The following is a 12,050-nucleotide window of genomic DNA, read 5'->3' as shown; positions in this document are numbered from 1 at the left end:
TGTTATTTGTTGATTTTTCCTGTTGATTTTAATAAAGTATAATAAGCCAGACCAGCATCGGCTTTAGCCAATTCTAAGTTGATCTGTGCCTGGTAAAGCAATGTTTCGGCATCGGCCCTGTCTGTTGCTGATGCTATATTGCTTTTGTATTTTGATTCGAGGATCTTGTTATTTTCACCAGCCTGCTCAATAGATGTTTGCAAAAGTTTGATCTTTTCCAATGCCTGGGTATAATTCTGATAGCTTTGGTTTACCTCGTCTTTAATCCTGTCGGTAGTTATATTTTTGTTGATCTCAACCTGTTGCTCTTCCAGTTTAGCCTCTTTTACTTTGTTCTTGTTGGTCCACATTGAGCTGAAATTCCATGAAGCGGTTAAACCTACCGATATCGGTGTAATAAAATTACCGCTTTTAGGGATTGGGTTGGCGCTCACGTCAACGTAGTAAGCAGCGGCCGATGCACCTACCGTAGGCAGCTCGTTAGCTTTAATGCTTTTGGTATTGATTGCTGCAACACGGCTTCGCAACGCAAACTGTTTAAACTCTGGACGGGCAGCCATCGCGGTATCAAGATATGATGCCAATGGTGCAACCTGCCTGTCGGCCTCGGTAATCTGGTCGATGTTTAGCTGAGTGCCTTCGGGTAAACCTAACAATACGTTAAGGTTGTAGTTAATGATACGGCGGTTAGTTTCCAGGTCGACACCGTTAACTTCGATGTTTGAGCGTTGTAACTGGAAACGAAGCACATCATTTTTAGTTACCAAACCCTGATCAAAAAAGCGCTGGGCCTGTTTAATCTGGCCATCAACGGTGCTTAAGTTTTGGGCTACTACCTTTTTGCTTTGCAGTACTTTATAAAGGTTGTAGTACGAGTTGATGATATCGTAAACCACCTCATCTTTATCGTTATCTACATCCAAACGGGCAACCTGGGTAAGCAGATCGGTTGATTGACGGGCGTATTTCAATTTATTACCGCCAAATATGGTTTGGTTTAAGCTCAGGATACCTAAATACGCATCGGCGTGTGATGGCAGATTAATGCTTTCCGAACCGAGGGCCAGCCTGTTGGCAGGGATCTGGGCACGGTTATAGCCGTAGCTTACTTTACCGGTTGGCAGGGCCTGGTCTTTAGCCTGGTTGTATTGTGAGATAGCCTGTTCAACCTTCGAGTTTGATAGTTTTAGGGTTTTACTGTTTTCGAGGCCAAGCTTAATGGCCTCATCAAGCGTGATTGTCCTGTCTTGTGCGCTTGAGGCAAAAGGCAGGCTCAAAACTATGAGGGCTATACTGCCGCGTAAAACGGGCCGCAAAACCTGCTTTAATAGTTTAAGGTGATTGGTTTTGTTATTTTGAGTTGTCATGTTCTTTTACTAAATAAGCTTTTAAAAGTCTTTTCATGTATGTTTTAACACGTGGTTTAAGTTCATTTTCCATAAACTTTTCATCACGAATATCATGTCCCAGTATTAATGATGATAGCTGCGGCATGTTAACTATATAATTTTTTGTACCAAAAAGTGTTGCTATTACCAGTGGGATATCGGCGTCTGCATGGAACAGGCCATTATTTACACCTTCTTCCATAATCCTTTTTACCTCATACACATTTACCATCAGTATTTCGATGATCTTATCGGTAAGGTCGCCACGTTTGTTCATGGACACTTCCCTGTTAATGAGTTTTTGAAAGCAGTTGTTGGCGATGATGCGTTCAACGTAATTGTCAATACATTTATCCAGTTTATTCCAGGCGTTCATGCTGCCGTCGCTGCTAATATTTTGCAGCAGCGTACGGAACGAATTGATCTTGCGTTCAAAAACTGCCAGGAAAAGTCCTTCTTTTGATCCAAAATAGTAATTGAGCATAGCCATGTTTACACCGGCTTCGCCCGATATGGTACGGGTGGAGGCTCCGTCATAACCCAGGTCCGCGAACACCTTTTCGGCCACGTCGAGGATATGTTCTTTTTTATCTACTTTATCTTTTTCCATTGTTTTAACGGCACAAAATTAATCAAACGATTGATTAAGCGTATCGAATTGAGGCAGAAAAAGTTAATCGGTTGATTAAGATTACCATCGAATGACAGATTTGTTTGACACCCGTTAAGAAAATTGTAAATATTAAAAGTTGTTGTTGAAACATTTAATATGAATCATTAAAAACCTTAACAGATTGATGGCCACAGTAATCGTTTTGTTATATTGTTGATACAGGAAATACAGAATATCTATCTTTCAATATATTTGTTGCTATGAAGCGTATCCACCTCATTGTAGTACTCCTGTTTACAACCGCATTTTCAAAAGCCCAAACCAATCCGCCTACCGATCTTGGCACTATTCAGCAAAATTTAAAAAAGCTTGATGTGCTTGGCAGTGTGTTATATGTAGCAGCTCATCCCGATGATGAAAATACCCGTCTGCTGGCTTATCTGGCACAGGAAAAACATTATCGCACCGGCTACCTGTCGCTCACCCGCGGCGATGGCGGGCAAAACCTGATAGGCAATGAGCAGAGCGAGCTGCTTGGTTTAATCCGCACGCAGGAACTGCTGGCAGCCCGCAGAGTTGATGGGGCCGAACAGTTTTTTACCCGCGCCAATGATTTTGGTTTTTCAAAAGGGCCGGAAGAAACCCTGAAAATCTGGGATAAGGAAAAAGTACTTGGAGATGTAGTGTGGGTGATCCGCAAATTCAGGCCTGATGTAATCATTTGCCGTTTCCCAACAACCGGCGAGGGCGGGCATGGCCACCATACCTCATCGGCCATATTAGCTCAGGAAGCTTTTACTGCAGCAGCCGATCCGAGCCGTTATCCCGAACAGTTAAAATATGTAAAGCCATGGCAGGCCAAACGCCTCCTGTGGAACACCTTTAGTTTTGGCAGTGTTAATACTACAGCTCCCGATCAGTTTAAAATTGATGTAGGAGTTTACAATCCTATCCTGGGCAAAAGCTATGGCGAAATAGCCGCCGAAAGCCGCAGCAACCATAAAACCCAGGGCTTTGGTTCGGCCAAACAACGCGGCGAATCATACGAGTTTTTCAAAACCATTTTGGGGGATGCTCCTCAAAATGATCTGATGGATGGCGTTAATACTTCCTGGAAGCGGGTTAAAGACGGAGACGCCATTGCTGCCTTGATCAATGTGATCAGCAGGAACTTTATCAGCGAAGCTCCTGAAAAGTCAGTGCCTGCATTGGTACAATTGCTGACCAAAGTGGAGAAAGTGCCGGATACATACTGGCGCGAGCAGAAGACTAAAGAGCTAAATAACGTGATCACGGCCTGTGCAGGCTTATGGTTTGAGGCTTATGCAACAGAACCCACCTATGCGGTAGGCGATCAAATGAAACTACAGGCACAGGTAATTAACAGGTTCAACTATCGTGTTAAAATAAACGGCATTGATGCCAACGACAGCTCATTGGCCCTGCAAAGTAAGGAGATCCCGTTTAATCAACTGCAAACTTTTGAAACCACAGCTGCAGCTTCCATGCTAACGCAGCCTTACTGGCTGGCCGCGCCGCATCCCATTGGTATTTATACACTGGACGATAACACATTGGCGGGTAATCCAGAAAACCCCCATCTGCCTAAAGTCACTTTCGAGTTCATTATTGAGGGTAAACCTGTCAATATCGACCGCCGAATTATCTACAAGTACGCAGACCCGGTTAGGGGCGAGGTTTATCAGCCCATTGAAATAACACCGCCCGTAACGGCAAATATTGATAACCAGGATTATATTTTCAGCACGCAGCAGGCACAAACGGTATTGATAAACCTGAAAAGTTTTACCAAGGCAAGCGGCACCATCAGCCTTAAACCTATTGCCGGCTGGAAAATAAGCCCCGAAAAGATAGATTTTACCGATAAGGATAAAAACGACGAATGGTCGGTAGCTTTTACGGTTACACCAACCGATAACAAAACAAAAGTATCTGAACTGGAAGCAGTAGTTAACGCCAATGGAAAGCCATTTTCACTCAGCCTTCGCCGTATCAGGTATGATCACGTACCGGCTATTACCTTATTTCCGCCCGCGCAAACCAAGCTTGTTTACCTCGATCTTAAACATAACGGCAGAAAAATAGGCTACATTGCCGGTGCCGGCGACCAAATGCCCGAGGCTTTGCGCCAGGTGGGCTATGATGTTCACTTGCTAAGCGAAAACGAGGTGATGAACGGCGATCTTTCAGGCTATGATGCCATAGTAACCGGGGTACGTGCTTACAACGTGAACGAGCGCCTTGCTTACCAACAGGCAAAACTAATGACTTATGTAAAGAATGGCGGGAACCTGGTAGTTCAATACAATAACAACAATGGTATTGTTGTAAAACAGATAGGCCCGTATCCTTTCACGGTAGTGAACAGGAGGGTTACCGATGAAAACGCCGAGGTAACTGTTTTAGATCCTCAAAACCCGGTATTAAACTATCCCAACAAAATAACCAATGATGATTTCAGCGGCTGGATCCAGGAGCGTGGGTTGTATTTTGTAAGCAACATCGATCCGCAGTATAAAACCATTCTGCAAATGCACGATAAAGGAGAAGAGCCCCTTAACGGCTCATTAATTGTTGGCGATTATGGCAAAGGCCGGTTTATATATACTTCTCTCGCCTTTTTCAGGGAATTACCTGCCGGCGTACCGGGAGCTTACAGGTTGTTTATTAACTTATTGAGCAAGCAGAAGTAAAAGACAAACAGGGACCTGCCTGGCGAAGCCATAAGGTTCCTCTACGAGAGAGTTTAAGTTTACCCACAAAATTCACCAACCTACAATTTTAATAGGAGGCACCTACGGAGCCAAAAAATGTGTTCTTTTTGCACTATAAACACGTGGCCCCGATGGGGCCGGTGATATTTATAACATAATGAATATGACCGGCCCCAAGCGGCCTCAGAGAGGCCACGTGTTTATAGACAAAATTTAAAGAGATATTGGACTCCAGCGGAGTCTCGTAATCGTAAACTTGCTTTCCAGCCAGTACTTATGCATATTTAGATTTTGTGGGTTAACTTAAATCTACGAGAGACCCTGAGGGGACGTTAAATAACATCCGCATCACGTCATGCCGAACTTGTTTTAGCACCCCACAAGACAATTAGCCGATTTGCTCAGCGTGATTGCTTAGCAAGTGAGGTGTTGAAACAAGTTCAACATGACCACGATTTTTATGTCATAAGTAGGAACAAAACAGTTCTCAACTTATAACATCGCTTTGTGCCATCTTTTCCGTTTATTCTCCCACAACTATCCGGCAAAAAACACTTAATGTTATCAAAACCGTGTCAATTTCAGCCCGTTAACAATTTTTTAATATAAAACTCTTTCAATTACAGTAAATTCTATTTACGTTTGAATTTTTTCTTGATGTAGCTTCAAATAATTTTTTACCCTGAAGCACATGTTACGCGTCGACAGTTCCAAACCATGCCAAATTATTTATGCCATTGCCAGGCATGACTACCTGTCGTATGTTATTGAGCCTCACATTGTTCAACTTAACCCTAACGGTGAATTTTCATTAACCCACCAGCGTTTATTTTCCAATACCGCCAAAGAATTTTGCGAGTTTCTGGACGATACCGATATCCGGCTCATCAAACTGCTGGAGGAAATGGAGCAGGGCAACGTGATCAAAAGGTATTATAAAAAACCAATCCGCCCATTTGAGTTTTTCTCCAAGATCTTCAACGAGCAGATGTTTGATATGATCCGCCCCAAACTGGAGAAACGTATTGCTGAAGCATTATCATTGCTTTGCGGCAAGCAGGTATACCAAATGAGCAAGGAAGGGTACCCCGGCGAGCGCAAACTTCAACTGGCTACCGAGGCCGCATCGGTATTATTTCACTTCAGGCGCAATGAGGAAGAGATCAGATATTTCCCTACCATCAAATACCAGGGCATGCGCATTGAGTTCATGTTTAAAAATGCTGAGATCATTTGCAACCACCCGGCCTGGATGCTGCTTGACGATACCCTTTATTATTTTGACAAGGAGATTGAGGGTAAAAAACTGCAGCCATTCCTGAACAAGCGTTTCATTGCTATCCCTAAATCGTCGGAGCAATCATACTTTGAAAAATTTGTGGCCCCGCTCATCGAAAAGCATAACGTTTATGCCGAAGGATTTACCATCAATACCGAAAAATATGATGCCCGCCCGGTACTTAAACCTATTTATATTGAAGGGGGCACTTCGCAGCTGCAACTTTCCTTTAAGTATGCAGGCTATGTATTTCCTTATGGCGATGGCAGGCATATCTCTGTAAGGATGGAGAAAACGGGTGATGATTACCTGTTCCATCGCATAAAACGCTCAACTACCTGGGAAAAAGGCAAAATGCACCAGTTAGAACAAATGGGCCTTAAGGTGGCTTCATCACTATTTCAAAACCTTGAGGTTGCCGGTCGCGACGATGATGCCGACCATTCATTCTCGGTTTTTGAATGGCTTAACCAGCATCACGACCAGCTTATTGAGCAGGACTTTGAACTGGAGCAGCCGGAAGGCCAAAAACGCTACGTTTTTGGCAGCAGTAAAATTGAACTGGTAGTAACCGAAAATAACGATTGGTTTGATATTAACGCCATGGTGAGCTTCGGACCGTACCGTATCCCCTTTATTCAACTAAAAAATCATATTCTCAATCACAAAAAGGAGTTTACCCTGCCATCAGGCGAAATTGCGGTAATTCCCGAACAGTGGTTTTCACAATACGGTAACCTGCTGCATTTTACCGAGGGCAGCAACGACCTTAAACTGCGACGCCATCATATAGGCCTGGTTACCGATCTGGCCGAAGGCGAAATGGCCAGTGTTACCATGACCCGAAAACTGCAAAAGCTTACCAATTTTGACGAGCTGGAGGATGCACCGATGCCTGTTAATTTTGAAGGTCATTTGAGGCCGTACCAAAAAGCGGGCTATAACTGGTTCCATTTTTTAAAGCAATATCATTTTGGCGGCTGTCTTGCCGATGATATGGGCCTGGGTAAAACCATTCAGACTTTATCATTGCTGCAAAAACACAAGGAAGATATTGAAAACGCAGGTGGCAAAGCCACTTCGCTGGTGATCATGCCAACCTCGCTGATATATAACTGGCTTAATGAGGCACGCAAATTTGCACCGCAATTAAGGCTGATGGTACATACCGGCACCATGCGCTACCGCAGTGCTGATGTTTTTGCCAATTACGATGTAGTAATCACCACTTATGGTATCAGTCGCATTGACATTGAAATGTTTAAAGGTTTCTTTTTTGATTACGTGATCCTTGATGAAAGCCAGAACATCAAAAATCCGTCGTCAAAATCATATCAGGCCGTTAAGCAGCTTAAATCGCGCTTTAAGCTGATCCTGAGCGGCACGCCGGTTGAAAACTCGGTTAACGACCTTTGGACGCAGATGTCGTTCATCAACCCGGGTTTGCTGGGCGCGCAACAATTTTTCCAAAACGAATTTGTAACGCCGATAGAAAAGAAAAAAGACGAAGACAAGGCACGCAAGCTACAAGCCCTCATTAAGCCTTTTGTTTTGCGTCGCACCAAGGAGCAGGTAGCAACAGAGCTTCCGCCTAAAACGGAAAACCTTTTCTACTCGCAGATGACCGAAGAACAATCATCGGTTTATGAAGAGATCAAATCTGAATACCGCAATGAACTGTTGAAAAGCCTGGAAGACGGTACTTTTGCTAAAACACAGATCCAGGTTTTACAGGGCCTCATCAAGCTAAGGCAAATTGCCAATCACCCTATCATGATTGATAAAGATTACGAAGGCGATAGCGGCAAGTTTGAGGATGTGGTTCATACGTTGAATAACGTACTTGATGGTGGTCATAAGGTGCTGATATTTTCACAGTTTGTAAAACAGCTCAGTATTTACCGCGATCATTTTGATCGGGTGGGTATTCCATACGTATATCTTGATGGGGCTACCCAAAACCGCGGCGATGTGGTGAAGCAGTTTCAGGAGGATGAGAAAACACGTGTATTCCTCATCTCGATAAAAGCCGGCGGCGTAGGGCTAAACCTTACTGAAGCCGACTATGTGTTTATCCTCGATCCATGGTGGAACCCTGCCGTTGAACAACAGGCCATTGACCGTACGCACCGCATCGGTCAAACCAAAAACGTATTCATCTATAAATTCATCACCAAAGATTCGGTTGAAGAAAAGATCCTGGCCCTGCAGCAACGTAAGCTGAGCCTGTCACGTGCATTGATTACTACCGAAGAGAGCTTTATCAAATCGCTTACAGCGGAGGATATTAAGGAGATATTGGGGTAAGCCCCTCCCAAACCCTCCCCTAAAGGGAGAGGGCTTTAAAAGAAAAAGCGACGAGTAATGCTACACTCATCGCTTTTTTTATTTCTAACAACATCCAATTTTTAAAGTCTCACCCTTTAGGGGGAGATTTAGAGGGGGCTTACTTCAGCTTACCCAGCGCCGCTTTTACCCTCGGTATCAAAGCTTCTATCTCGCTAAGCGGGGTTGCACCTACTGATGCACGGAACCAGTTCACGTCATCGCCCGTACCGAAGGCCGAAAACGGAACAAAAGCAGCCCCGGCCTCTTTAATCAAATAAAAATTAATATCTGCCGAATCTTTCAGCACTTGGCCATCGGGAGTGGTTTTCCCGCTGTAATCTATCTTCAGGGTAAGGTAGATAGCACCCATAGGTTCAATCGAATCTACATTTAAACCGCTGGCTTTCATCTCCTGGAAACCTTCATGCAGGGCAGTAAGGCTTGCCTGGATCTTTCCCTTTAAGTCATCAAGATAACTGTTTACATCAGCTTCATCAGTTAAAAATTTGGCCATAGCCATCTGTTCAGGCTTTGGCGACCAGGCACCCATGTGGCCTACAATGGCTTTCATATTTTCGATAACCAATTCAGGGCCGAAACCCCAGCCTACACGTACTCCGGTTGCGGCAAAGCATTTTGAACCTCCATCAACAAAAATGGTGTAATCTTTTAATTCAGGGCGAAGCGTTACCGGATCGTAATGCTTATGCTCGCCAAAAGTTAATTGCGAGTAGATTTGATCGTATAATAAATACAATGGTTTCTCACCTGCCGCACGGCTCTTGTTTTCGGCTATTACAAGGTCGCAGATCTCTTCCAGATTTTTTTTGCTGAACATAGTACCGGTAGGATTTAAAGGCGAACACAGCGCCAGTAAAGCCGCTCCTTTTAAATGCGGTCGGATATCATCTGCCGTAGGCATAAAGTTATTTTCGGGAGCTGTAGGAATGATCACCGCATCAGCATTCAGCAAATCGCTGTAATGGTTATTGTTCCATGATGGTGCAGGGAAAACCACTTTCTCGCCAGGGTTAACTACTGCTAAAAATATAGAATAGATGAGCGGGCGCGAACCTCCTGAAATCAGGATCTGGTTGGGTGCATACTCAAGCCCCAAGCTTCTTTTTAAGAACCCGCTTACACTCTGGCGCAGATCAAGCATACCATCGGCAGCAGGATAGTTGGTTTGATTATGATTATAAGCATCAATGATCTTATCCTTTAAAGGGGCAGGGATAGGATAAATATTAGAGTCAAAATCGCCGATGGTAAGGTTGGCGATATTCTGGCCTTGTCGTTTTAATTCGTTGATCTCGCCCGCAATCTTGATGATCTCCGAGCCATGTAAATTTTGAGCTAATAAGGAAACACTCATGGATTTATGTATTTATGAGCGGCAAAGATACGGGAAAAGGTTAAAGGAGGAAAGGTCAAAGGCGAAAGGTTGAGAAGAGGGCGAAAGCTGAAAGGATGCAAGGCAGGGGAAAGGATAAAGGCAAAAGGTGAAAGGTTTATTTTAGGTATTGCAAAAAGCTGTATGCTTATAAAAGAAAACCGTTCGCCTTTGACCTTTCACCTAAAAGAAAAAAGGTCAAAAGCAAAAAAGAAAACCTTTTGCCTTTGACCTTTCGCCTTTAACCTAATCGCTGCGCGATTAAAGATAAGCTTTACGCAGTTTAATGATCCGCATCCAGTGCATGAGCTTCATGACAGGGTAAACCGGGTCTATCTCAAACCATTTAGCTCCAAAGTTAGCTTTATTAGGATGTTTGTGATGATTGTTTTGAAACAGTTCGCCAAGCATCAGGAAATCAAATGGTGTAGTGTTCTTTGATTTATCGCCGTTATCAAAATTTTGATAACCGTATTTATGGCCGCACCAGTTAACAATAGCACCGTGAATAGGGCCCATTAAAAAGTGAATAGGGATTAGCAGGTACATCCACCATGCCGTAGCAAACTCTACATAAAACAAAACATACAAAACACCGAAAGAGATACGCGACACAATTGATGAACCTATAAAGTCAACAAAGCGCCATTCGGGAATATTCCCCTTAAAACGCTCTTCCGGTTCCTTCAGCTTCCTTACATGCAGGCTATAGCTTTTAGCCGTATATACCATCATCTGGAAAACATCCTTAAAAAAGTGAGGCGAATGCGGGTCTTTTTCAGTATCGCTATATGCATGATGTTCACGGTGCATAATGGCGTAAGCCCTTGGGTTCAGGAACGATGATCCCTGGCAAATGTACGTAAGCAGGTAAAAAGTCCCTTCATAAAACTTATTGGTTGTGAACATTTTGTGAGATGCGTACCTGTGCAGGAAGAACGTTTGAAAAAATAGCGACAGAAACCAGTGCGCTATGAAGAATATGATAATAACCATTGAATTGTAGAAAATAGACTTATTTATAATCTTTCCAAAGATACAATTTAAAGCCTTATAAAGTTTTTAATATGTGAATAATGATAGTGGCAGCCATAAAAAATGCCGTTCCTGGTATAGAAACGGCATTTAATTAAAAAAGTTATTTTACCGGGATTATAATAGCTCAAACTGTTGGGCCAACAATCGGTACGATTCCAGCCGGTCTTCAAAATTTTCGGTAATGGTAACAGCCATAATTTCATCCACTTCATAATCATTGGCAAGCCAGCTTAATTTGAGCTTTAGCTCGGTAGGTGAGCCGGCAATTACGCGGTAACGGTTATAGCGAATGCGTTCCTGCTCGGCCGGTGTATATTCCGCATCCTTCACATCATCGTAACTTAGCGGAACTATAGGCCCGCCTTTTTCAAACTGTAAAAAGCGATGGTCCATCACGGCCTGGTGCTGCCTTACTTTTTCTTCGTCCTCCGAACAGAAGATAAACACCGCTACATTGGCCTGTGGCTGTTGCAGATCGTCAGATGGCTGAAATCGGTCCCGGTACATCTTAACACTTTCGGGCCCACCATTAGGGTTAATGAAATGAGCAAATGAAAAGCCCATACCAAAATGTGCCGCAAATAAACCACTTTGCCCGCTTGAGCTTAGCAGCCACATGTTGGGCACTGTTTTCACTTGAGGAATAGCCCTGATGCGCGCCTGTATGGTTCCCGGCTCGTAGGTATCATGAAAGTAGTTTCGCAGATCGGCCAGTTGTTCAACAAAGTCTTGCTCCTTAAACTGGTTTGAGGGGTTAAGCGCGGCCGCGGTGATCCTGTCGGTACCCGGAGCACGGCCCATGCCCAAATCGATCCGGCCGGGGAACAGCGCCTCAAGCATCCTGAAATTTTCGGCAACTTTAAGGGTGCTGTGATTGGGCATCATTATGCCTCCCGACCCCATGCGCATATTTTTAGTTTCACCTGCCAGGTGGGCCAGCAGTACCTCAGGCGTTGAGCCTGCTATAATACCCATATTATGATGCTCCGAAATCCAGAAGCGGGTATAGCCCAGGGTATCGGTATATTTTGCCAGCTGTATGGTTTCTTGTATGGCCTGCTCGGCAGTAGCGCCTTTTCTTATCGGCGACTGGTCGAGCACGCTCAATTTGATCTTATTTGTGCTCATATATATTCTGAACACAAAAATAAGCATCGGGTTGCAGGCGGGCTTTACATCCCGGCTTTTATGGCATTGCGATTACTATTTTGAAAGCTTAAAGCTGAACGCCAAAAGTGGAAAGCTAAAGCTAACATACTAACTTCACTTTTGGCTT

General features: G+C 43.9%; 7 protein-coding genes. 2 read left to right on the top strand and 5 right to left on the bottom strand.

The window, feature by feature from the left end:
• Positions 1 to 2 precede the first annotated feature (2 nt).
• Together AC59JO_RS27730 and AC59JO_RS27725 are read right to left on the bottom strand one after the other, a co-directional pair.
• Positions 3 to 1,367 (bottom strand): TolC family protein, encoded by a 1,365-nt coding sequence (locus AC59JO_RS27730; RefSeq protein WP_497309539.1) that lies wholly within the window; start codon positions 1,365 to 1,367, stop codon positions 3 to 5.
• Positions 1,351 to 1,998: a TetR/AcrR family transcriptional regulator gene (locus AC59JO_RS27725; RefSeq protein ID WP_413670308.1), complete on the bottom strand. Its 648-nt coding sequence runs from the start codon at positions 1,996 to 1,998 to the stop codon at positions 1,351 to 1,353. The genes AC59JO_RS27730 and AC59JO_RS27725 overlap by 17 nt, the downstream gene beginning before the upstream one ends.
• A gap of 263 nt (positions 1,999 to 2,261) precedes the next feature.
• Between AC59JO_RS27725 and AC59JO_RS27720 the strand changes: the two genes are divergently transcribed.
• Together AC59JO_RS27720 and AC59JO_RS27715 are read left to right on the top strand one after the other, a co-directional pair.
• Positions 2,262 to 4,715 carry a PIG-L family deacetylase gene (locus tag AC59JO_RS27720; protein ID WP_497309537.1) on the top strand — a complete coding sequence of 818 codons (2,454 nt, stop codon included), beginning with the start codon at positions 2,262 to 2,264 and terminating at the stop codon, positions 4,713 to 4,715.
• Positions 4,716 to 5,427: 712 nt separating this feature from the next.
• Entirely contained in the window at positions 5,428 to 8,322 is a 2,895-nt protein-coding gene (locus AC59JO_RS27715) for a DEAD/DEAH box helicase (RefSeq protein WP_497309535.1), read from the top strand.
• 139 nt (positions 8,323 to 8,461) lie between these two features.
• Here the strand turns inward: AC59JO_RS27715 and AC59JO_RS27710 are convergent, their stop codons facing one another.
• The 3 genes from AC59JO_RS27710 to AC59JO_RS27700 all read right to left on the bottom strand — a co-directional run bounded on the left by AC59JO_RS27710 (position 8,462) and on the right by AC59JO_RS27700 (position 11,902).
• Positions 8,462 to 9,718 (bottom strand): pyridoxal phosphate-dependent aminotransferase, encoded by a 1,257-nt coding sequence (locus AC59JO_RS27710; protein ID WP_413670311.1) that lies wholly within the window; start codon positions 9,716 to 9,718, stop codon positions 8,462 to 8,464.
• A 279-nt stretch (positions 9,719 to 9,997) separates the two neighbouring features.
• Positions 9,998 to 10,732 carry an acyl-CoA desaturase gene (locus tag AC59JO_RS27705; protein WP_413670312.1) on the bottom strand — a complete coding sequence of 245 codons (735 nt, stop codon included), beginning with the start codon at positions 10,730 to 10,732 and terminating at the stop codon, positions 9,998 to 10,000.
• A 156-nt stretch (positions 10,733 to 10,888) separates the two neighbouring features.
• On the bottom strand, positions 10,889 to 11,902 hold the full coding sequence (locus AC59JO_RS27700) for an LLM class flavin-dependent oxidoreductase (RefSeq protein WP_497309532.1): 1,014 nt from the start codon (positions 11,900 to 11,902) through the stop codon (positions 10,889 to 10,891).
• Positions 11,903 to 12,050 lie beyond the last annotated feature (148 nt).

The sequence above is a fragment of the Mucilaginibacter sp. A5337 genome (genome assembly GCF_059690695.1).
This window is presented reverse-complemented; position numbering and strand designations above follow the sequence as displayed.

Coding starts and splice junctions, on each gene's coding strand:
- AC59JO_RS27725 (WP_413670308.1), bottom strand. CDS start 1,998: ATGGAAAAAGATAAAGTAGATAAAAAAGAACATATCCTCGACGTGGCC.
- AC59JO_RS27705 (WP_413670312.1), bottom strand. CDS start 10,732: ATGGTTATTATCATATTCTTCATAGCGCACTGGTTTCTGTCGCTATTT.
- AC59JO_RS27715 (WP_497309535.1), top strand. CDS start 5,428: ATGTTACGCGTCGACAGTTCCAAACCATGCCAAATTATTTATGCCATT.
- AC59JO_RS27710 (WP_413670311.1), bottom strand. CDS start 9,718: ATGAGTGTTTCCTTATTAGCTCAAAATTTACATGGCTCGGAGATCATC.
- AC59JO_RS27700 (WP_497309532.1), bottom strand. CDS start 11,902: ATGAGCACAAATAAGATCAAATTGAGCGTGCTCGACCAGTCGCCGATA.
- AC59JO_RS27720 (WP_497309537.1), top strand. CDS start 2,262: ATGAAGCGTATCCACCTCATTGTAGTACTCCTGTTTACAACCGCATTT.
- AC59JO_RS27730 (WP_497309539.1), bottom strand. CDS start 1,367: ATGACAACTCAAAATAACAAAACCAATCACCTTAAACTATTAAAGCAG.